The sequence below is a fragment of the Streptomyces sp. NPDC058525 genome, assembly GCF_042719495.1.
In the GTDB taxonomy this organism is placed as follows: Bacteria; Actinomycetota; Actinomycetes; order Streptomycetales; family Streptomycetaceae; genus Streptomyces.
This window is the reverse complement of sequence record NZ_JBHXNP010000008.1, coordinates 96,765-116,610: the sequence shown is the minus strand read 5'-3', so window position 1 is coordinate 116,610 and position 19,846 is coordinate 96,765. Positions and strand designations below refer to the sequence as shown.

Genomic DNA, 19,846 nt, shown 5'->3' with positions numbered 1-19,846 from the left:
CCTACGGGCTGGGGAACGGACCCGACCGGTCAAGCGGCTTCCCCTCCGGGGTAACGACGCGCGACGCGCATCACGACTTGCCGCGGCGCCGCGCGCGTGCCGCTGCGGAATCAGCGCCCTGACATGGGTGAACGTGCAGGTCAGCACGGCTTACGGAGTCTCGGAGACGCTTCTTCGCCACCGGCGACGACCCCGACGACTGGTCCTTCCGAGTGGTGTTTGTCGGAAGATCGGCGCGGGTCATGGGGGCGGTGCGGTTGCGGGCACATCATGACGAATGTATTCAGATCCGCCCGTCGGAACATCTCGAAACGAGGCCCCTGTCATGGCTCAGCGCAGCACCCTCTCTTCGGTCTGGACCTCGGTCCTGGCCGCCCTCGTGGCCCTCCTCGCCTTCCTCGGTCTCGGCGGGAAGGCCGCTCCGGCCGCCGCCTCGGCGCCGGCCACCGCCGGCCCCGCCGCGGCTGTCGCCGCGGTGCGCCGTCCGGCCTTCGCCGCCCGGCGGACGTGGCGGGCGATGATGCGGGGCGGATCGCTGCCGCCGACCATCAAGCAGCGGATCCGCGCGGAGGCCCACGGCAAGACCCCGTCCGTCCGCCGCTCGACCACCGCCGCGGCCATGGGAGCCGGACCGGGAACCGCCGCTCGATCGCTGACCCGGGTCGGTGCCCAGGCCGGTGCCCCAGTCGGTACGCAGGCCGCTGCCCCGGCCGGAGCCGCTGCCGGAGCCGCCCGGGAAGTGCTCGCGCTCGCCGCGTAGGCGCAGGCGCACGCACACGCGCAGGAGCGGCCAAAGGCCCGTATCCGTACTCGCAACTCGCAACTCGCAACTCGTAACTCGTAACTTGCAACAACTCGTACTTGTACTCGTACTCACAGCCGTACCGCAGCAGTCGCAGGATCCGGATGCGCAGGCGCACGCGCCGCCTCCGGGCAGAGCAGTGGGAACCGGCGCTGGAGCCCGGTCACATGTGACCGAGGATCGCGCCGTGTGGTGCCCCGGAGCGGGGCACGGAAGGAATGCCCCGGCGGGCGCCGGGGGCGTGCAGGGGGCGCAAAGCTTGGGATTGCAGGGCCGCAGGCCCGGGAGACGGTGGGGTTCCCGGACGACGCGGCCCTTTTCGGCATGTTCGGGACAGGCTTTCTGCTGGAACGCTTCGTCTCTTGTGGGGCAGGGGTTTCAGCGGGTCCCGGGGGGCTGACCTGGGGCGCAGGGGGCGCGAATGGGGTTTATCCGATGTTGGTCATACTTGCGGGGGAATCGCTGACTCCGGGGTGGTTCGCCGGGGATTCGGTGGGCAATTCTGATCTCGCGACGTCGTCAGCACGCAGAACGACCGAGGCGGTCGGCCAACTGCCTTGGGGTAAAGCCCACTTCGGTTATCTGGAGGATTCAGACATGGCAAGCATCCGTACCGCCCGCGTCATCGCCGCCGTCGCCGCGCTCCCCCTCGCCGTCGCCCTGTTCGGCGGGGTGGCCTCGGCCGACAACGGCTCCTTCGCGAACGACGGATCGAATGCGAGCGTCGCCAGCATCATCGGCAGCGGCGTGGGCGGCGACAACAACGGCAACTCGTCCACGTCGCAGCAGGTGGCGACCGGTTCCGGCGCCTCCAACCAGAACAACACCGCGCAGGTCAACGGCTCGGCCTTCACGGCGATCAACCAGTCCAACTCGAACGTCGCCATCGACTTCTACCCCTGGTGGTAGCCGCGGCCTGAGCCGCACCCACTGATCTCGTACTGATGAGGGCGCCTGTGCGACCGGACCGGCTGGGGTCCGGTAGCGCAGGCGCCCTCGCGCGTGCCCGCCCAGCCCCTCCCCGACCTTGACACCACAGGTGAATCTGACGGACAGTCAGGTTCACTCGATGATGTGATGCCGGGAGGCCAGCGCCGTGCACCTCGCCCCGACCGAAGGCCAGTTGCGGCTGCGCGCCGAACTGCGGGAGTACTTCCAGGATCTGCTGCCGGACGGGGTCCCCGAGGACCCGGCCCGCCAGCGCGAACTGCTGCGCCGCATCGGCGCCGACGGACTGCTGGGGCTCGGCTGGCCCGTCGAGTACGGCGGCCAAGGGCGCGGCCCCGACGAGCAGTTCGTCTTCTTCGACGAGGCCTACCGGGCCGGGGCCCCCGTCTCCATGGTCACGCTCAACACGGTCGGCCCGACCCTGATGAAGTACGGGACCCAGGAGCAGAAGGACTACTTCCTGCCCCGGATCCTCAAGGGCGAGATCGTCTTCGCCATCGGCTACTCCGAACCCGAGGCAGGCACCGACCTCGCCGCCCTGCGCACCCGGGCCGTCCGCCACGACGGCGCCGGGGCGGCTGCCGGCGCCGGGGCAGGAGCCAGGGCCGGGACAGGCGGCGACTGGGCCATCGACGGGCAGAAGATCTTCACCTCGAACGCCCAGAACGCTGACTGGATCTGGCTCGGCTGCCGCACCGACCCCGAAGCCCCCAAACACAAGGGCATCTCGATCATCCTGGTCCCCACCGACGACCCCGGCTTCTCCTGGACCCCCATCGACACCGTCGGCGGGCTCACGACCACCGCGACGTACTACGACTCCGTGCGCGTGCCCGCCGGGAATCTCGTCGGCCCCGAACACGGCGGCTGGGGCCTGATCACCAACCAGCTCAACCACGAGCGCGTGGCCCTCGCCGCCATCGGGATGCAGGCCGAGGACTTCTACGAGGCGGCCCTCGCCCACGCCCGCACCCCCGACCCGGTCACCGGCGACCGCCCCGCCGACCTCCCCTGGGTGCGCTCCCGGCTCGCCGAGGCACACGCCCGGCTGGCCGCCGTACGCCTGCTCAACTGGCGCCTCGTCCAGGACGTGGGCGGCGGAACGCTGGCCCCCGGCGACGCCAGCGGCGTGAAGTTCCTCGGCACCGAATCCACCGTCGAGGTGTACCGGATGTGCCAGGAGGTGGTCGGCGAGGAGGCCCTCGTCCGGGGGCCCGAGGCCTTCGCGGGCGGTGAGCTGGAGCGGATGAACCGGGCCGCGCAGATCAATACCTTCGGCGGCGGGGTCAGCGAGGTTCAGCGGGAGATCGTCGCCATGATGCGGCTCGGCATGAAGGGAAGGAAGCGATGACGGCGGACGCTGCCGGCGCAGCCGAGGAGGCGGCCCGGTTCCACACCCTCCTCACGGCCTTCGAAGGGCAGCCCGCCGCCACCGCGGGCCGCGGCAAGGACGTGGTCAACCAGCCGATGATCCGGCACTGGTGCGAGGCGATGGGCGATGCGAACCCCGCCTACACCGGCCCGGACGCCATCGCTCCGCCCACCATGCTCCAGGCCTGGACGATGGGCGGCCTGTCCGGCCACTCGGACCGCTCCTCGGCCTACGACGACCTCTTCACGCTCCTCGACTCCGCCGGATTCACCTCCGTCGTCGCCACCGACTGCGAGCAGGAGTACCTCCGCCCGCTGCGCCCCGGCGACGCGATCACCTTCGACGCCGTCATCGAGTCCGTGTCGCCGCGCAAGACGACCAAGCTGGGCACGGGCCACTTCGTGACCACGCGCATGGACGTCCACGCGGACGGGGAGCTCGCCGGCACCCACCGCTTCCGGATCCTGAAGTACGCGCCGGCCGGCAGGCCGCGGGAGCAGAAACCCGAGCCCAAGGCCGAGCCCAAGCCCGAGCCCAAGGCCAAGGCCCAGCGCCCCCGTCCGGTGATCAACCGCGACAACGAGGGTTTCTGGGCCGGGGTCCGGGACCACAAGCTGCTGATCCAGCGCTGCACCGCCTGTGCCACCCTCCGGTTCCCCTGGCTGCCCGGCTGCAACGCCTGCGCCTCCCCCGACTGGGACACCGTCGAGGCCTCCGGCGAAGGCACGGTGTTCAGCTACGTCGTCATGCACCATCCGCCGTTCCCCGCCTTCGACCCCCCGTACGCCGTGGCGCTCGTCGAACTCGCCGAAGGGGTCCGAATGATCAGCAACATCACCGGCGTCCCCTACGACAAAGTGCGCATCGGGCTGCCCGTCCAACTGGAGTTCCTGCGCGTCGACGACGACCTCGAACTTCCCGTCTTCCGCGGGAGTGCGGGCTGATGGACTTCCACCCCACCGAGGAGCAGGCCGCCGCGGCCGGACTCGCCGCCCGGATCTTCCACGACCTGGCCACCCACGAACGCCTCGCCGCCGCGGGCACCGGCAGCGACGCCGAGCTGTGGAAGGCCCTGACCGCCTCCGGGCTGATCGCCGCCGTCCAGGACGTCGGTCTGCTCGGGCTGGTCCTGCTCCTGGAGGAGCAGGGCCGCACCACCGCACAGGTCCCGTACGCCGCCACCTGCGTGTACGGCGTGCTCCCGCTGGCCGCGCACGGCAGCCCCGAGCAGCGCGCCCGGCTGCTGCCCGAGCTGGAGAGCGGCGAAGCGGTGGCCACCGGGGCCTTCCCGGCCCGCGGCCGGATCACCGAGCAGGACGGCCGGCTGACCGGCACCGCCCCCGCCGTGCCCTGGCTGCGCGAGGCCACGCACGTGCTGGTCCCCGACGCCGAGCGGGCCCTGTGGCTCGTACGGACGGACGCGCCGGGCGTACGGACCTCCCCGGTGGAGACCACCGCACCCTGGTCGGCGGGACGGCTGACCCTGACCGGCGCCGAGGCGGAGCGGATCGGCGGCGCAGAGGCCTACGACGAGGTCCTCGCCACGGCCCGGACCGCCTTCGCCGGGCTCCAGGCGGGCGTCTGCGCGGGCTCGCTCGCCCGCGCGGTCGAGTACACCTCGACCCGGGAGCAGTTCGGCAGGCCGCTCTCCACCAACCAGGGGGTCATGCTGCGCGCGGCCGACGCGTACATGGACACCGAGGCGATCCGGGTCACCGCGTACGAGGCGGCCTGGCGGATCGACGAGGGGCTCCCGGCGCGCGAACACGCGCTGACCGCGGCCTGGTGGGCCTCGGAGGCGGGCAAGCGCGTCGTACACGCGGGCCAGCACCTGCACGGCGGCATGGGCGCCGACCTGGACCACCCCGTGCACCGGCACTTCCTGTGGGGGCGCCAGCTGGACGCGTATCTGGGCTGCGGCAGCGAGCTGCTGGCCGAGCTGGGAGCTTCGATAGCCGAGGGGGAACGCGCATGAGGGTCGGCGACACACTGCCGCCGCTGGAGATCCCGGTCACCCGCACGCTGATCGTGGCGGGTGCGATCGCCTCCCGGGACTACCAGGACGTGCACCACGACGCGGCGCTGGCGCGCGAGAAGGGCTCACCGGACATCTTCATGAACATCCTCACGACGAACGGCCTGGTCGGCCGCTACGTCACCGACCACCTCGGTCCGCAGGCCGTGCTGCGCAAGGTGGCGATCCGGCTGGGCGCCCCCAACTACCCGGGCGACACGATGACCCTCTCCGGCACGGTCACCGCCGTGGCCGGGTCCACGGTCGAGATCCGCGTGGTCGGCGCCAACGGCATCGGCCACCACGTGACGGGAACGGTCACCGCGGAGGTACCGGCATGAGCGTGCGCACGCGCGACGAACTCGGCGGCCGCGCCGCCATCGCCGGCATCGGCGCCACCGAGTTCTCCAAGGACTCCGGCCGCAGCGAGCTCAAGCTCGCCGTGGAGGCCGTGCACGCCGCACTCGACGACGCCGGGCTCACCCCCGCCGACGTCGACGGCATGGTCACCTTCACGATGGACACCAGCCCCGAGATCACCGTCGCCCAGGCGGCCGGCATCGGGGACCTGTCCTTCTTCTCCCGGATCCACTACGGCGGCGGCGCGGCCTGCGCCACCGTCCAGCAGGCCGCCCTCGCCGTCGCCACCGGGGTCGCGGAGGTCGTGGTCTGCTACCGCGCCTTCAACGAGCGCTCGGGCCGGCGCTTCGGCTCCGGCGTCCAGCAGCGCGAGCCCTCGGCCGAGGGGGCCGCGCTCGGCTGGTCGCTGCCCTGGGGACTGCTGACCCCCGCCTCATGGGTGGCCATGACGGCCCAGCGCTACCTGCACACCTACAACCTGACCCCCGAGGCCTTCGGGCACGTCGCCGTCACCGACCGGCGGCACGCCGCGAACAACCCCGCCGCGTACTTCCACGGCAAGCCCATTACCCTCGCCGACCACGCCGCCTCGCGCTGGATCGTGGAGCCGCTGCGGCTGCTGGACTGCTGCCAGGAGACCGACGGCGGCCAGGCCCTCGTCGTCACCACGGCCGAGCGGGCACGCGATCTGCGGCAGGCGCCCGCCGTGATCACCGCGGCCGCGCAGGGCGCCGGCCGCCGCCAGGAGGGCATGACCTCCTTCTACCGGGACGACCTCACCGGGCTGCCCGAGATGGACGTGGTCGCGCGCCAGCTGTGGCGTACCAGCGGGCTGCGGCCCTCGGACATCGACGTCGGCATCCTCTACGACCACTTCACCCCCTTCGTGCTCATGCAGCTGGAGGAGTTCGGCTTCTGCGGGCCGGGCGAGGCCGGTGATTTCGTGGCCGCGGACGCGCTGCCGATCAACACCCACGGCGGCCAGCTGGGGGAGGCCTACCTGCACGGCATGAACGGGATCGCCGAGGCCGTCCGCCAGCTCCGCGGCAGCTCCGTCAACCAGGTCGCTGGGGCGGAGCACGTGCTCGTCACGGCCGGCACCGGCGTGCCGACCTCCGGGCTGATCCTCGGAGCCGACGGCTGAGATCGGCCCGCCGCGGTGCCCCGCCTCCTCCACCTTCAGGGGGTGGGGTTTGCCCTACTCCTACAACCTGAGGCGGACCTCCCTTCGGCACCTGCGGGCGATCCCAGGGCGGGCGGGCGCTCCTAGCGTGGAGCCATGACCACGCCTGTGTGCACGCTCGCCTCGCAGCCGACGCCGTACCCGTCGTTCTCGGCGTACGTCCGGACCCGCGGCACGGTCCTGATGCGCACCGCGCGCTCCCTCACGGCCAACCCGTGCGACGCCGAGGACCTGCTCCAGACGGCCCTCGCGAAGACGTACATGGCCTGGGACCGCATCGAGGACCACCGGGCCCTCGACGGCTACGTCCGGCGGGCCCTCGTCAACACCCGGACCTCGCAGTGGCGCAAGCGCAAGGTCGACGAGTTCGCCTGCGACGAGCTCCCGGAGACCGAGGACGCCCCGGCCGCCGACCCCGCGGAGGCGCAGGCCCTGCGCGACGCGATGTGGCGCGCGGTGACCCGGCTGCCCGACCGGCAGCGGGCCATGGTCGTCCTGCGGTACTACGAGGACCTCAGCGAGGCGCAGACCGCCGAACTGCTGGGGGTCTCGGTCGGCACGGTCAAGAGCGCCGTCTCCCGTGCGCTGGGCAAGCTCCGCGAGGACCCGGAGCTTACGCCGGTCAGGTGAGCCGGGCGATGTTTCACGTGAAACGAGGGGATGTTTCACGTGAAACACAGAGTGGTTTCTACTCCCGGGTAGTGACATGCCGACCGGTACGTGCGCAGAATCGGCAGCATCCGTAGCCGCCGCAGCGCCGCAGCGCTCACCGGGAGGACGCTTTGCTGAGCACCATGCAGGACGTACCACTCCTCGTCACCCGCATACTCCAGCACGGGATGACGATCCACGGGAAGTCCCAGGTCACGACCTGGACCGGGGAGGCTGAGCCGCACCGCCGCAGCTTCGCCGAGATCGGTACCCGGGCCACCCGCCTCGCGAACGCCCTGCGCGACGAACTCGGTGTGCAGCAGGACGACCGTGTGGCAACCCTCATGTGGAACAACTCTGAACACGTCGAGGCATACTTCGCGATCCCGTCCATGGGCGCGGTCCTGCACACCCTCAACCTGCGGCTCCCTCCCGAGCAGCTGGTCTTCATCGTCAACCACGCCGCCGACCGCGTCGTGCTGGTCAACGGCACCCTGCTGCCCCTGCTGGTGCCGCTGCTGCCGCACCTGCCGACCATCGAGCACGTGGTGGTCTCGGGCATCGGCGACCGCTCCGCCCTCGCGGGCCTGGACGTACGCGTCCACGAGTACGAGGAGCTGCTCGCGGGCCGCCCCGACACGTACGACTGGCCCGAGCTGGACGAACGCCAGGCGGCGGCCATGTGTTACACCTCCGGCACCACGGGGGACCCGAAGGGCGTCGTCTACTCGCACCGGTCGATCTACCTGCACTCCATGCAGGTCAACATGGCCGAGTCGATGGGCCTGAACGACAAGGACACCACCCTCGTCGTGGTCCCGCAGTTCCACGTGAACGCGTGGGGGCTGCCGCACGCCACCTTCATGACCGGCATCAACATGCTGATGCCGGACCGGTTCCTGCAGCCCGCCCCGCTCGCCGAGATGATCGAGCGGGAGAAGCCGACGCACGCCGCGGCCGTTCCCACCATCTGGCAGGGGCTCCTCGCCGAGGTCACCGCCCATCCCCGCGACCTGAGCTCCATGAAGCAGGTCACCATCGGCGGCGCGGCCTGTCCGCCCTCCCTGATGGAGGCCTACGACAAGCTCGGCGTCCGCCTCTGCCACGCCTGGGGCATGACGGAGACCTCCCCGCTGGGCACGATGGCCCACCCGCCGGCCGGGCTGAGCGCTGAGGAGGAGTGGCCCTACCGGATCACCCAGGGCCGCTTCCCGGCGGGTGTCGAGGCCCGGCTGATCGGCCCCGGCGGCGACGTCCTGCCCTGGGACGGCGAATCGGCGGGCGAGCTGGAGGTGCGCGGCACCTGGATCGCGGGCGCCTACTACGGCGGGGCGAGCGGAGAACCCATCCGTCCCGAAGACAAGTTCAGCGCGGACGGCTGGCTGAAGACCGGCGACGTCGGTGTCATCAGCGCCGACGGCTACCTCACCCTGACCGACCGGGCCAAGGACGTCATCAAGTCCGGCGGCGAGTGGATCTCCAGCGTCGAGCTGGAGAACGCGCTGATGGCCCACCCAGAGATCGCCGAGGCCGCGGTCGTGGCCGTCCCCGACGACAAGTGGGGCGAGCGCCCGCTGGCCACCATCGTCCTCAAGGAGGGCGCGACCGTCGACTACGAGGACCTGCGCGCGTTCCTCGGCCAGTCCATCGCCAAGTGGCAGCTGCCGGAGCGCTGGACGGTCATCGAGGCGGTCCCGAAGACCAGCGTCGGCAAGTTCGACAAGAAGGTGATCCGCAGGCAGTACGCGGACGGAGCGCTGGAGGTCACGAAGCTGGACTGACCGCTCCCGGTCCGCTCCTTCAGCCCTTGGTGAGCCATGGCCGCAGCAGCCTGCTGACGGCGGGCATGGCCACGTAGGTCATCAGGGTGCTGAAGACGACGGCGAAGGCCGCCGTCCGCACCACGAAGTGCAGATCCACCAGGTACGGCCCGAGCACCGCGTTGCCCGCCAGCGAGATCGGGAAGATGGCCAGCCCCGAGCTGATCGCCATCTTCCACCGCGGCGGCGCGGGCCGGGTCGTACCCGGCTTGGCGAACCACGTCTCCATGCCGTGCAGTTCGCGGCGGGCTATCTCCGTGTGGTGGTGTCCGAGGCAGTTGGAGAACCACTCAGCCCGCTCCGCCGAGTCCTGCCAGCGCTGGAACGCCGCCTGGTTGCGGAAGCGGTGGACCAGGAACCACGGCCCGCCGTCCCGCGCCGGACGGAACAGCCCGTACCCGAGATGGTCCGGGAAGCCCGCGGCCGTCTCCAGGATCCCGTGCGCCCAGGCCTCGAAGGTCTCCTCGTGCCCCGGCTCCACCTGCCGCGCGATCAGCAGGTTCACCTCGCCGTTGTCGGCGGGGACGGTGTGCTCGCTCGTGTGGGTCGTGGCCATCGGGCCAGGATGACTAGTTGGTGCCGATCTTCGCCAGCAGGTCCACGATGCGGCCCTGTACGTCCGCCGTCGTGGCCCTTTCGGCGAGGAAGAGCACGCTCTCGCCGGACGCCAGCCGCGGCAGCTCGGACGGCTCGATGCCGGACGTCGTGTAGACGACCAGCGGGGTGTGGTTCAGCTGCCCGTTGGCACGCAGCCAGTCCACGATCCCGGCCCGCCGGCGGCGCACCTGCATCAGGTCCATGACGACCAGGTTGGGCCGTATCCGCGTCGCCAGCTCCACGGCGTCCGTGTCGGCGCCCGCCCGCGCCACCTGGAGGCCGCGCCGCTCCAGCGCGGCGGTCAGGGCGGTCGCGATCTCGTCGTGCTCCTCGATCAGCAGGACCCGGGAGGGGTGCTGCTCGCTGTCGCGCGGAGCGAGCGCCTTGAGCAGGACGGCCGGATCGGCTCCGTACGCCGCCTCCCGCGTGGCGTGCCCCAGCCCGGCCGTGACCAGCACGGGCACCTCGGCGGCCACCGCGGCCTGGCGCAGGGACTGCAGGGCGGTCCGGGTGATCGGCCCGGTCAGCGGATCCACGAACAGCGCGGCGGGGAACGCGGCGATCTGCGCGTCCACCTCCTCGCGGGAGTGCACGATCACCGGCCGGTAGCCGCGGTCGCTGAGCGCCTGCTGCGTCTGCACGTCGGGCGCCGGCCACACCAGCAGCCGGCGCGGGTTGTCCAGCGGCTCCGGCGGCAGCTCGTCGTCCACGGGCCGCGGTACGGGCCGGTTGACCACCTCGACGGCGCCGCCGGGCCCGTCCAGCGGCTCGGGACCCTCGTCGGAGCCCGCCTCGGGGGCTCCTATCGCGAAGGCCCGTCCCTGCGGGGCGGGCTCGGAGAGACGGCGACGGCGGCCGGAACCCGAACCGGCGGGGTCCACGGAGACGCCCTGTCCGAGGGTGCCGAGGGCGCGCACACTGATCGGCTGCGCGGCCTGGCCCTCCGCCGGGGTGTCCTGGGGCTGCCTGGCCCCGGGAACCGCGACCTGGCCGGAGGCCGTGTCGCCGTCCTCCGGAGCGGTCCGGGCCGCCGGAACCGGCCAGGCCGGCGCGTTCGTCAGCGCCCGCCGCCGCCCGGTGGGAGGCACGGGGTCCCCTTCGGCCGCGGCCGCCGGCGCGGCCGGGGCTTCGTCCTCGGCCGCGGGCGCGCCCAGCACCCGCCGTCCACGCCGCCCACCGGGCGCCTCGGCCTCGGCATCGGCCTCGGCGGGAGCGGGCGCCGAACCGGCCATCACCGGATCCTGCGGAGCCGGGGCAGCGGGGGTCGGGCCGGCGGGGGTCGGGCCTGCGGGCAGCGCGAAGCCGCCCTCGGGGGCGATGGGCCGCGCCGGAGCCTGGGCGGGAGCGGTCGCCGGCCGGAGCCCGTTGGCCGGCACGGGACCGCCGGGCTGCGCCGGACCGGCCGCGCCCAGCGCCCGCCGCCGCCCCGCGGGATGCTCCATCAGCGGTACCGGGGGCACGGTGGGTACGGGCGGCAGCGCGGGCATGGCGGTGCCCTGCGGGGGCACGGGCTGCCCCGGGCCGCCCTCGCCGCTGCCGTCACCGGCGCGGCCACGGCGCCGGCCGGTGCCCAGCCCCGCCGGGTTCACCGGGGACTGCGCGAGCTCCGGCCCCGTCTCGGCCCCCGCGGCGGCCTCGCCCGCCCGGCGCCGCCCGGACGGCAGCGCCAGCGCGGAGCCGCCCTCGGCGGCCTTCTCGGCGCCGGGCGCACCGGAACCGCCGGCCTCGTCCTCCAGGAACGCGTCCACCCCGCGGCGGGCCCGCCGGCCTCCGGAGACCCGGCCCGCGGGGGCCGTTTCGGCCGGGGGCTCCTCCTCCGCCGGCTCGGGCACGGTGACCGTCCCGGCGCCCGAGCCCAGCGGCAGCTCCAGCACGTACGCACCGCCGGGCGCGCCCGGAACCTCGACCGTCTGCAGCACGCCTCCGTGCGCGGTCACGATGCCCCGCACGATCGGCTCGTGGACCGGGTTGCCGCCCTCGTACGGCCCGCGCACCTCGATCCGTACGACGTCACCGCGCTGCGCGGCGGCCACCACGATCGTCGAGTCGCTGTAGCCGCTGCCCTGGCGGGTCTTGCCGGTGGCGTCCACCCCGGCGACGTCCGCGACCAGATGCGCGAGGGCGGTCGAGATCCGGTCCGCGTCGACCTCGGCCTCGATCGTCGGAGCGTGCACGGCGAATTGGGCGCGCCCCGGGCCGATCAGCTCGACGGCGCCGTCGACGCCCGCCTTGACCACGCCGTTGATCAGGACTTTCTTCTTCTTCAGCCGGTCGCTGCCCGAGTCCAGGCGCTGGAAGCCGAGCACGTTGTCCACCAGCGTGGTCATCCGGGAGTACCCGGCGGCCAGGTGGTGCAGCAGCTGGTTGGCCTCGGGCCACAGCTGCCCGGCGTCGTCGGCCGCCAGCGTCGCCAGCTCCCCGCGCAGCTCGTCCAGCGGCCCGCGCAGGGATTCGCCGAGCACGGCCAGCAGCTGCGCGTGGCGCGCGGCCAGGGCGTCGTACGGCCGCCGGTCGGTGAAGGTCATGACCGCGCCGACGAGCTGCTCCCCGTCCCGCACGGGCGAGGTGGTGAGGTCCACGGCGACCGGCTGCCCGGCCTTGTTCCACAGGACCTGGCCGCGCACGCGGTGCTTGCGCCCGCTGCGCAGGGTGTCGGCGAGCGGGGACTCCTCGTAGGGGAACGGCGAGCCGTCGGCGCGCGAGTGCTGGACCAGCCCGTGCAGTTCGCGGTTGCCGAGGTCGGTGGCCCGGTAGCCGAGGATCTGGGCGGCGGCCGGATTGACCAGCACCACCCGTCCGTCGGTGTCGGTGCCGACGACGCCCTCGGCCGCGGCTCGCAGGATCATCTCGGTCTGCCGCTGGGAGCGGGCCAGCTCGGCCTCGGTGTCCACGGTCTGCGAGAGGTCCCGTACGACGAGCATCAGCAGCTCGTCACCGGTGTAGCCGGGCTGCGGCTCGCGGTAGGCGTCGCGCCCGTCGAGGTGGGCGCTGGTGACCTCGACGGGGAACTCGCTGCCGTCGGTCCGGCGCGCCACCATCCGCTTGGGCTTGGCCCGGCCGCCCTCGTCCTCGCCGGGCCGGCGCATGGAGCCGGGGATCAGCTTGGAGTCGAATTCGGGCAGGAGGTCGAGCACGCCCCGGCCGACGAGCCCGGTGCCCGGGCTCTCCATGACCTCGAGAGCGATCGAATTGGCGTTGACCACAGTGCCGTTGGCGTTGACGAGCAACAGCGCGTCCGGAAGTGCGTCGAGTATTGCTGCGAGGCGAGCAGCGCCTCGGGATGGCCTGCTGCTCACGACGAGCTTCCTCCCTGACCACGACTACTGGCATGTCACGGGAGGAGTCTAAGGCCACAGTCCCGCGATGAGGTGGCCGATGTGTGGCGGACACCACCCGTCACGAGCATCCTCCCAGGTCAGGAACGCCCGGGCGGAAGCAGAGGTTCCAACTCCTCCCAACGGCTGATCTCGCAGCCGTTCGTCCGGCGGAAGTGCGCGTCCACCTTCCGCCCCCGCCAGGTCCCGGTGATGTCGGCGGTGGCCGGGCCCCCGTACTGCATGCGGCAGATCTGCCGGTCGGAGACGGGTGCGAAGGGATCCTTCCGCTCCTTGGCGAGCTGGTCGAGCTTCGCGCAGGCCTCCTCCGCCGAGGGGTGGTTGCCGCCCACGGGGCCGCATTCGAGTTGGTACTCGCGGTCCATCCGCGGGTTGCCGGTGTTGGCCATGGTGATCGTCAGTCGGTCGGGCGAGGCGAGCAGACCGCCCAGGGGCTCGGGCAGCGGCGGCAGCGGGCCGAGGGCCGCGGCGGCCAGGGCGGAGGTGACGGCGAAGCCGGCGAGACGCAGCATGGGGCACTCCAGGTCGTCCGTACGTCGTACGCCTGACCAACGACTCGGGTCCGCCGACGTTGCGTGCCGAGGGGGTTTAAGGCTTTGCCCTTCGCCCGCCCCTCCTAGTACCGTGGGAGCGGATTGGTGAGGGGCCCTGCGCCTGTGTCATCATCTGCACGCACCTTCGTACGCGAGGGTGTGCTGGAGGCGTCGCCTAGTCCGGTCTATGGCGCCGCACTGCTAATGCGGTTTGGGGCTTACACCCCATCGAGGGTTCAAATCCCTCCGCCTCCGCACTTCACGAAGCCCCGGTCCCCACGGACCGGGGCTTCGGTGCATTCCGACCCCGGCCCCGGCCGCGCCCGCCGCTCAGTCCACGGCGCCCTGAGCCCGACGGTCCCGCGCTGCCCCGCAGCGTCCCGCCCTGCCCCGACATCTGTGCGACCTCTGAACCGTCCCGAACGGAACCGGGGCGGCCGCACACCACTTCCGCGGGCGCTTCCCGCACCCAACCGGATGATCTTCTTCCAGAGCGTTTCCGCAGCTCAGCGCTGGTTTGGCTAATGGATTTCGCGTCCCGGCGAGGTCCATGTATTGTTGTTCTCGCAAGGCCAACGGGGCGCAAAACCCCGGCGGACAAGCACTCGTAGCTTAACGGATAGAGCATCTGACTACGGATCAGAAGGTTGCAGGTTCGAATCCTGCCGAGTGCACAGTGAGGCAGAGGCCCTCAGGAGAAATCCTGAGGGCCTCTTTCGTTATGTCCTGGCGGAGCCGGGCAAGGGGATGGGCGGGGGCTGGTCTCCTCCTTTGTGGGGACGGGGTACCCCGTGGGTGGTCAGGGGTGGAATGGCTCTGCAGGGGGACGCGGGTTACGGGGCGGTTTGCGTACGGTTCTTGAAGATCGTTCGAAGCGGAAACCGGAACACGGGGGCTCTCATGGGACTGTTCGGAAACGCGCACGGCATCGACTCGGCGTCGGCGCAGCGGGACTACGCGCGGCTGCTGGGGCAGGGCGAGCAGGTGCATGCCGCCTATCTGCTGATCCGGGACACGATCCTGTTCACCGACCGGCGGCTGGTGCTCATCGACAAGCAGGGGCTCACGGGGAAGAAGGTCGAGTACCACTCCGTGCCCTACCGGAGCATCACGCACTTCTCCGTGGAGACCGCCGGCCACTTCGATCTCGACGCCGAGCTCAAGATCTGGATATCCGGGACCTCGGCGCCGATCGAGAAGACCTTCACCAAGGGTGTCGACATCTACGAGGTGCAGGCGATCCTGACGCAGTTCGTCGCCCGGTAGCCGGGCGCGGCGCCGTTCTCAGAGGACTCGGGGCAGGCCGGTCACGGACATCACCAGGGAGTAGAGGGAGGTGGTGGCCGTGATGAAGAGGCGGTTGTTCCTGGGACCGCCGAAGGCGATGTTCGAGACGGGTTCGGGGACCCGGACGCGGCCGATCAGGGTGCCGTCCGCGGCGTAGCAGTGGACGCCGGACGTCATCGCCGCGGCCCACAGGCGGCCCTCGTCGTCGAAGCGGATGTTGTCGACGGACGGGCAGGTGGTGAAGACGCGGTCGGCGGTGAGGGTGCCTTCGTCGGTGACCTTGAAGGCGCGGATGTGGCCGGCGCGGGTGTCGGCGGCGTAGAGCTCGCTCTCGTCGGGGGAGAAGACCAGCCCGTTGGGGCCGAGGAAGCCGTCGGCGACCATGCGGACCTCGCCGGTCGCGGGGTCGGCGCGGTAGAGGTTGCAGGCGCCGATCTCGCTGGGTGCGCGACGGCCCTCGTAGTCGCTGGTGATGCCGAAGTCCGGGTCGGAGAACCAGACCGAGCCGTCCGAGCGGACCACCGCGTCATTCGGGCTGTTGAGCCGCTTGCCGTCGTAGCGGTCGGCGATGACGGTGAGGCGGCCGTCGGGCTCGGTGCGGGTGACGCGCCGGTTGCCCTGCTCACAGGTGATCAGGCGGCCCTCGCGGTCCAGGGTGTTGCCGTTGGAGTGGCCGGCCGGCGAGCGGAAGACGGACACCGCGCCGGTCGCCTCGTCCCAGCGGAGCATGCGGTCGTTGGGGATGTCGCTCCACACCAGTTGCCGCCAGGCGGGCAGGTACAGCGGGCCCTCCGCCCAGCGGCAGTCGTCGTAGAGCCGGTCCAGGCGCGCGTCGCCGTTGGCGCAGCGGCCGGTCTTGAAGCGCTCGTCCAGAATCTCGTACAAGGTGAGGTCGGCAATGCCTGACATGATTCCCCCTGATGGCGAACTGCCGAATTATCTTCGGCATGATGGTGAGATTGCAGGATCAGGTACCGTCTTCGCAAGGGCCGACGGGCCCATGAGAGGAAGATCGCGTGGACGAGATCGACCGGGCGCTCGTCCTGCGCCTGCAGGAGGACGCCGGCCAGTCGTACGCCGCGCTGGGCGCGGCCGTGGGGCTCTCGGCGGGGGCGACCCACGAGCGGGTCCGCAAACTGCGCGAGCGCGGGGTGATCCGGCGGACCACCGTCGAGGTGGACCCGGCGGCCGTCGGCAGCGGGGTGCTCGCCTACGTGATGGTCGACTCCAACGCCTGGATGGGAGAGTCCGCCGCCGCGTTCGCGGCGATCCCCGAGATCCAGGAGGCGCACATCATCGCGGGCAGCGCGTCGGTGCTGGTCAAGGTGCGCACGGCCTCGACCGGGGAGTTGCAGGACGTCCTGCGGCGCCTCTACGCGATCGACGGGGTCAGCGGTACGCACGCGACCGTCGTCCTGGAGACCTTCTTCGAGCGGCCGCTCCCGCTGTGAGCTGGTGGTGCACCGGGATCCGGTGGAAGGACGGGCAGCCGGCCATCGGCTGGTACGGGCAGGGGCGCGGGGAGCGGGCCAGCCCGCTCGCCTACGGGCAGCGGCTGGCCTTCGTGGCCCGCGGGGAGCGGCGCTGCCTCGGGGTGTGGCGGGCCGGGAAGCGGACGCCCTGCCCCACCGGTGCCACCGTGCCCGGGCGGGCCGGGAGAGCGCAGTGTCCCGAATGCGCGCGGCTCGACCGGTCGTTCTCGGTGGCCGCCGACACCAATGCCGCCGATCCGCGTACCTACCGCGTCTACCTGGCGTGGTTCGGGCCCGGGATGGTCAAGGTCGGGATCACCGCCGAGGAGCGGGGGCGGGCCCGGCTGCTGGAGCAGGGGGCCGTGGCCTGGGCCTGGCTGGGGCGCGGGCCGCTGATGGCCGCCCGGCGTACCGAGGAGCTGCTGCGGGCGGCGCTGGGGGTGCCCGACCGGATCGCGTACGCCCGCAAGAGGGCCGTACGGGCGCACCTGCCGGCCGCGCCGGAGCGGGCCCGGGAGGTCGCCGAGCTGCACGCGCGGGCCGCCGCGCTGACCGGCTGGCCGGACTCGCTGGAGCGGGTGGGGTGTGAAGTCGCCGACCATGCGGATGTGTTCGGGCTGGAGGGGCTGCCCGATCCCGCCCGGGTGATCACCGAGATGGTCCCGGACGGGGCGGTCGTGGGGCGGCTGGTGGGTGCGGCCGGTCCCGATCTGCACTTCGCGGACGGGCTGGTCGTGGACACCCGCCTGCTGGCCGGGTGGGAGCTCGCCGCCCCGGTGGACGGGGTCGCGGGGACCTCGGTGCCGGTGGCGGAGATCCCTTCGGCCCCGGAGCACCCGCCTGTGGAGCAGGACGGGTTGTTCTGAGGTCTGCCGCCGCCGAGGGGCATGGCCGGGCATGCGCGGGCACGGCCGGGCGTGGGCGGGCATGGCCGAGGTTGGGCGGGCACGGCAGGGCATGGCCGGGCCTGGTAGGGCGTGGCCGAGCCTGGGCGGGCGTGGCATGGCCGGGCATAGGCGGGCACGGCGTGGCATGGCCGGGCTTGGGCGGGCGGGTCCGGGCTTGGGTGGGCCTGGGCGGGCGTGGCGGGCATGGCAGGGCGTGGTCGAGCTTCGGCGGGCGTGGCATGGCAGGGCATGGGCGGGCACGGCAGGGCATGGCAGGGCGTGGCCGGGCTTGGGCGGGCGTGGCATGGCCGGGCGTGGGCGGGCACGGCGTGGCATGGCCGGGCATGGGCGGGCATGGTCAAAACTTGGATCCCTTTGGGCTGGTGGGGCGGATTCCGGTGGACATGCCAGGTCGGGCCGCACAGGGTGGTGGGCATGAGCATCCAACCGGTACCGGCCTTCGAACCGCCCTATGTGATGGCCGTTTTCAGCAATGTCCGCACCGACGACGACAGCGGCTATCCGCAGGTCCTCGCCCGGATGAACGAGATCGTCGCGCAGAACCCGGGCTTCCTCGGCCACGAGTCCGCGCGGACCCCGGGCGGCCTCGGGATCACCGTCGCCTACTTCCGCGACCACGAGTCGCTGCGGGTGTGGCGGGAGGACATGGAGCACCAGTCGGCCATGAAGCAGGGCCGCGCGGACTGGTACGAGAGCTACACCCTGCACGTCGCGACCGTCGAACGGAGCCACGGCTTTGCCCGCAACGGCTGAGGCGGTCCGCGCCTTCCGGGAGCGGCTCGGGCTGCCCGGACTGGTCGACGTACACACGCACTTCATGCCCGAGCGGGTCCTGGCCAAGGTGTGGGACTACTTCGACGCGGTCGGTCCGCTGACCGGCGTGGAGTGGCCGATCACCTACCGGCACGAGGAGGAGCAGCGTGTGGCGCTCCTGCGGGAGTTCGGAGTCCGGGCCTTCACCGCCATGCTCTACCCGCACAAACCGGCGATGGCGGCGTGGCTCAACGCCTGGTCCGCCGATTTCGCCGCCCGGACCCCCGACTGCCTGCACACGGCGACCTTCTTCCCGGAGGAGGGCGCGGTCGCGTACGTCCGCCAGGCCCTCGACGCGGGCGCGCGGGTCTTCAAGGCCCACCTCCAGGTCGGGGCCTACGACCCGAACGACGACCGGCTCGACCCCGTGTGGGGGCTGCTCGCCGAGGCCGGGGTACCGACCGTGATCCACTGCGGCTCGGGGCCCGTCCCGGCCAAGTACACCGGACCCGAGCCGATCGCCCGGCTGCTGGCCCGCCACCCGCGGCTGCCGCTGATCGTGGCCCACATGGGCATGCCCGAGTACGGCGACTTCCTGGACCTCGCCGACCGGTACGCCGAGGTGCGCCTCGACACCACCATGGCCTTCACCGACTTCTCGGAACGGCTCAGCGGCTTCCCGCCCGGGGACCGGGGGCGGCTCGTCGACCTCGGCGACCGGATCCTGCTCGGCACCGACTTCCCGAACATCCCCTACCCCTACGAGCACCAGCTCGCCGCCCTCGAACGGCTCGGCCTGGGCGACGACTGGCTGCGGGCCGTCTGCCACGACAACGGCGCCCGGCTGTTCCGGCTCGACGGCTGAGCCGCGGCCGCCGCTCCCGCTACCGCCGCCACGGCTGGGGCTGGGGCTGGGGCTGGGGCTGCCGCGGTGGATGAGGTGGTCTGTATCCGTTTCTCAGGAAATTCACAGAGAGGGACAAGAACGCTCTCAGAGGCGCCGGACAGCGTGGATGCATGACTGCGACGACCACCTCACACGCGTCCACGTCCACCAGCAACCCCTCGGCCCTGGTGCGGCCCGACGGAGGCCCCTGCCGGGTCCTCGTCGTCGACGACGAGGCCTCGCTCTCCGAGCTCCTGTCCATGGCCCTGCGCTACGAGGGCTGCGAGGTCCGCAGCGCCGGTGACGGGGCCGGTGCGGTACGGGCGGCGCGCGAGTTCCGGCCCGACGTCGTGGTCCTCGACATCATGCTCCCCGACATGGACGGCCTCGCCGTCCTGGGACGCCTGCGCCGCGAGCTGCCCCACGTCCCGGTGCTCTTCCTGACCGCCAAGGACTCCGTGGAGGACCGCATCGCGGGCCTGACGGCGGGCGGCGACGACTACGTCACCAAGCCGTTCAGCCTGGAGGAGGTCGTGGCGCGGCTGCGCGGCCTGGTCCGGCGTTCGGGCGCGGCGCAGGCCGCGCGCGGCGGTTCGGTGCTCGTCGTCGGCGATCTGCGGCTCGACGAGGACAGCCACGAGGTGGTCCGTGCCGGGCGGGAGATCCACCTGACCGCCACCGAGTTCGAGCTGCTGCGCTACCTGATGCGCAACCCGCGCCGGGTGCTCAGCAAGGCGCAGATCCTGGACCGGGTGTGGTCCTACGACTTCGGCGGCCAGGCCAATGTGGTCGAGCTGTACATCTCCTACCTGCGGAGGAAGCTGGAGAGCGGGCCGGGCATGGCGCCGCTGATCCACACCCGGCGCGGCGCCGGCTACCTGATCAAGCCGGCCGAATAGTGGCCTTCCGCGGCAACCGGCGGCCG

Annotated in this window: 19 protein-coding genes and 2 tRNA genes; 17 read left to right on the top strand and 4 right to left on the bottom strand. The window is 72.1% G+C overall.

Annotated features, from left to right (window positions below):
• The first annotated feature begins 325 nt into the window (after positions 1 to 325).
• The 9 genes from ACFWP3_RS06890 (at position 326) to ACFWP3_RS06850 (ending at position 9,111) form a co-directional block, all read left to right on the top strand.
• Entirely contained in the window at positions 326 to 760 is a 435-nt protein-coding gene (locus tag ACFWP3_RS06890; protein WP_384216921.1) for a DUF6344 domain-containing protein, read from the top strand.
• A 639-nt stretch (positions 761 to 1,399) separates the two neighbouring features.
• The gene (locus tag ACFWP3_RS06885; protein ID WP_384216918.1) at positions 1,400 to 1,711 is read left to right on the top strand and encodes a hypothetical protein; all 312 of its coding nucleotides are present in this window, start codon (positions 1,400 to 1,402) and stop codon (positions 1,709 to 1,711) included.
• Positions 1,712 to 1,898: 187 nt separating this feature from the next.
• A complete protein-coding gene (locus ACFWP3_RS06880; RefSeq protein WP_384216916.1) occupies positions 1,899 to 3,101 on the top strand; it encodes an acyl-CoA dehydrogenase family protein in 1,203 nt (400 codons plus the stop codon).
• Entirely contained in the window at positions 3,098 to 4,066 is a 969-nt protein-coding gene (locus ACFWP3_RS06875) for a bifunctional MaoC family dehydratase N-terminal/OB-fold nucleic acid binding domain-containing protein (RefSeq protein ID WP_384216914.1), read from the top strand. Before ACFWP3_RS06880 ends, ACFWP3_RS06875 begins: the two co-directional genes overlap by 4 nt.
• Positions 4,066 to 5,097 (top strand): acyl-CoA dehydrogenase family protein, encoded by a 1,032-nt coding sequence (locus tag ACFWP3_RS06870; RefSeq protein ID WP_384216911.1) that lies wholly within the window; start codon positions 4,066 to 4,068, stop codon positions 5,095 to 5,097. The genes ACFWP3_RS06875 and ACFWP3_RS06870 overlap by 1 nt, the downstream gene beginning before the upstream one ends.
• Positions 5,094 to 5,477 carry a MaoC family dehydratase gene (locus ACFWP3_RS06865; protein WP_384216909.1) on the top strand — a complete coding sequence of 128 codons (384 nt, stop codon included), beginning with the start codon at positions 5,094 to 5,096 and terminating at the stop codon, positions 5,475 to 5,477. The genes ACFWP3_RS06870 and ACFWP3_RS06865 overlap by 4 nt, the downstream gene beginning before the upstream one ends.
• Positions 5,474 to 6,640 carry a lipid-transfer protein gene (locus ACFWP3_RS06860; RefSeq protein WP_384216907.1) on the top strand — a complete coding sequence of 389 codons (1,167 nt, stop codon included), beginning with the start codon at positions 5,474 to 5,476 and terminating at the stop codon, positions 6,638 to 6,640. Before ACFWP3_RS06865 ends, ACFWP3_RS06860 begins: the two co-directional genes overlap by 4 nt.
• A gap of 135 nt (positions 6,641 to 6,775) precedes the next feature.
• Entirely contained in the window at positions 6,776 to 7,309 is a 534-nt protein-coding gene (locus ACFWP3_RS06855) for a SigE family RNA polymerase sigma factor (RefSeq protein WP_384216905.1), read from the top strand.
• A 152-nt stretch (positions 7,310 to 7,461) separates the two neighbouring features.
• The gene (locus ACFWP3_RS06850; protein WP_384216903.1) at positions 7,462 to 9,111 is read left to right on the top strand and encodes a long-chain fatty acid--CoA ligase; all 1,650 of its coding nucleotides are present in this window, start codon (positions 7,462 to 7,464) and stop codon (positions 9,109 to 9,111) included.
• A gap of 19 nt (positions 9,112 to 9,130) precedes the next feature.
• Here the strand turns inward: ACFWP3_RS06850 and ACFWP3_RS06845 are convergent, their stop codons facing one another.
• From ACFWP3_RS06845 to ACFWP3_RS06835, 3 genes are all read right to left on the bottom strand, one after another.
• The gene (locus ACFWP3_RS06845; RefSeq protein WP_384216901.1) at positions 9,131 to 9,706 is read right to left on the bottom strand and encodes an antibiotic biosynthesis monooxygenase; all 576 of its coding nucleotides are present in this window, start codon (positions 9,704 to 9,706) and stop codon (positions 9,131 to 9,133) included.
• Positions 9,707 to 9,719: 13 nt separating this feature from the next.
• Positions 9,720 to 13,043 carry a PAS domain-containing protein gene (locus tag ACFWP3_RS06840; protein ID WP_384216900.1) on the bottom strand — a complete coding sequence of 1,108 codons (3,324 nt, stop codon included), beginning with the start codon at positions 13,041 to 13,043 and terminating at the stop codon, positions 9,720 to 9,722.
• A gap of 119 nt (positions 13,044 to 13,162) precedes the next feature.
• Positions 13,163 to 13,594: an SSI family serine proteinase inhibitor gene (locus tag ACFWP3_RS06835; protein ID WP_384216898.1), complete on the bottom strand. Its 432-nt coding sequence runs from the start codon at positions 13,592 to 13,594 to the stop codon at positions 13,163 to 13,165.
• 185 nt (positions 13,595 to 13,779) lie between these two features.
• On the opposite strand from ACFWP3_RS06835, the gene ACFWP3_RS06830 reads away from it, so the two are divergent.
• From ACFWP3_RS06830 to ACFWP3_RS06820, 3 genes are all read left to right on the top strand, one after another.
• Positions 13,780 to 13,870: transfer RNA gene (locus ACFWP3_RS06830), tRNA-Ser, on the top strand.
• Between the two features lie 346 nt (positions 13,871 to 14,216).
• A tRNA-Arg gene (locus ACFWP3_RS06825) sits at positions 14,217 to 14,289 on the top strand.
• Positions 14,290 to 14,515: 226 nt separating this feature from the next.
• On the top strand, positions 14,516 to 14,881 hold the full coding sequence (locus ACFWP3_RS06820; protein ID WP_384216896.1) for a PH domain-containing protein: 366 nt from the start codon (positions 14,516 to 14,518) through the stop codon (positions 14,879 to 14,881).
• An 18-nt stretch (positions 14,882 to 14,899) separates the two neighbouring features.
• Here the strand turns inward: ACFWP3_RS06820 and ACFWP3_RS06815 are convergent, their stop codons facing one another.
• Entirely contained in the window at positions 14,900 to 15,811 is a 912-nt protein-coding gene (locus tag ACFWP3_RS06815) for an SMP-30/gluconolactonase/LRE family protein (RefSeq protein WP_384216894.1), read from the bottom strand.
• Positions 15,812 to 15,918: 107 nt separating this feature from the next.
• On the opposite strand from ACFWP3_RS06815, the gene ACFWP3_RS06810 reads away from it, so the two are divergent.
• The 5 genes from ACFWP3_RS06810 to ACFWP3_RS06790 all read left to right on the top strand — a co-directional run bounded on the left by ACFWP3_RS06810 (position 15,919) and on the right by ACFWP3_RS06790 (position 19,820).
• A complete protein-coding gene (locus tag ACFWP3_RS06810; RefSeq protein WP_384216892.1) occupies positions 15,919 to 16,353 on the top strand; it encodes an Lrp/AsnC family transcriptional regulator in 435 nt (144 codons plus the stop codon).
• Complete coding sequence (locus ACFWP3_RS06805) at positions 16,350 to 17,240, top strand: DUF2797 domain-containing protein (RefSeq protein WP_384216890.1); 891 nt, start codon at positions 16,350 to 16,352, stop codon at positions 17,238 to 17,240. Before ACFWP3_RS06810 ends, ACFWP3_RS06805 begins: the two co-directional genes overlap by 4 nt.
• 456 nt (positions 17,241 to 17,696) lie before the next feature.
• Positions 17,697 to 18,035 (top strand): antibiotic biosynthesis monooxygenase family protein, encoded by a 339-nt coding sequence (locus ACFWP3_RS06800; RefSeq protein ID WP_384216888.1) that lies wholly within the window; start codon positions 17,697 to 17,699, stop codon positions 18,033 to 18,035.
• Positions 18,019 to 18,900 (top strand): amidohydrolase family protein, encoded by an 882-nt coding sequence (locus ACFWP3_RS06795; RefSeq protein WP_384216886.1) that lies wholly within the window; start codon positions 18,019 to 18,021, stop codon positions 18,898 to 18,900. Before ACFWP3_RS06800 ends, ACFWP3_RS06795 begins: the two co-directional genes overlap by 17 nt.
• Before the next feature lie 152 nt (positions 18,901 to 19,052).
• A complete protein-coding gene (locus tag ACFWP3_RS06790) occupies positions 19,053 to 19,820 on the top strand; it encodes a response regulator transcription factor (RefSeq protein WP_384216884.1) in 768 nt (255 codons plus the stop codon).
• Positions 19,821 to 19,846 lie beyond the last annotated feature (26 nt).

Excerpts from the sequence above, each read along its gene's own strand:
- ACFWP3_RS06890 (WP_384216921.1), top strand. The coding sequence starts at position 326 with ATGGCTCAGCGCAGCACCCTCTCTTCGGTCTGGACCTCGGTCCTGGCC.
- ACFWP3_RS06885 (WP_384216918.1), top strand. The coding sequence starts at position 1,400 with ATGGCAAGCATCCGTACCGCCCGCGTCATCGCCGCCGTCGCCGCGCTC.
- ACFWP3_RS06875 (WP_384216914.1), top strand. The coding sequence starts at position 3,098 with ATGACGGCGGACGCTGCCGGCGCAGCCGAGGAGGCGGCCCGGTTCCAC.
- ACFWP3_RS06870 (WP_384216911.1), top strand. The coding sequence starts at position 4,066 with ATGGACTTCCACCCCACCGAGGAGCAGGCCGCCGCGGCCGGACTCGCC.
- ACFWP3_RS06865 (WP_384216909.1), top strand. The coding sequence starts at position 5,094 with ATGAGGGTCGGCGACACACTGCCGCCGCTGGAGATCCCGGTCACCCGC.
- ACFWP3_RS06860 (WP_384216907.1), top strand. The coding sequence starts at position 5,474 with ATGAGCGTGCGCACGCGCGACGAACTCGGCGGCCGCGCCGCCATCGCC.
- ACFWP3_RS06855 (WP_384216905.1), top strand. The coding sequence starts at position 6,776 with ATGACCACGCCTGTGTGCACGCTCGCCTCGCAGCCGACGCCGTACCCG.
- ACFWP3_RS06845 (WP_384216901.1), bottom strand. The coding sequence starts at position 9,706 with ATGGCCACGACCCACACGAGCGAGCACACCGTCCCCGCCGACAACGGC.
- ACFWP3_RS06835 (WP_384216898.1), bottom strand. The coding sequence starts at position 13,594 with ATGCTGCGTCTCGCCGGCTTCGCCGTCACCTCCGCCCTGGCCGCCGCG.
- ACFWP3_RS06820 (WP_384216896.1), top strand. The coding sequence starts at position 14,516 with ATGGGACTGTTCGGAAACGCGCACGGCATCGACTCGGCGTCGGCGCAG.
- ACFWP3_RS06815 (WP_384216894.1), bottom strand. The coding sequence starts at position 15,811 with ATGTCAGGCATTGCCGACCTCACCTTGTACGAGATTCTGGACGAGCGC.
- ACFWP3_RS06800 (WP_384216888.1), top strand. The coding sequence starts at position 17,697 with ATGAGCATCCAACCGGTACCGGCCTTCGAACCGCCCTATGTGATGGCC.
- ACFWP3_RS06790 (WP_384216884.1), top strand. The coding sequence starts at position 19,053 with ATGACTGCGACGACCACCTCACACGCGTCCACGTCCACCAGCAACCCC.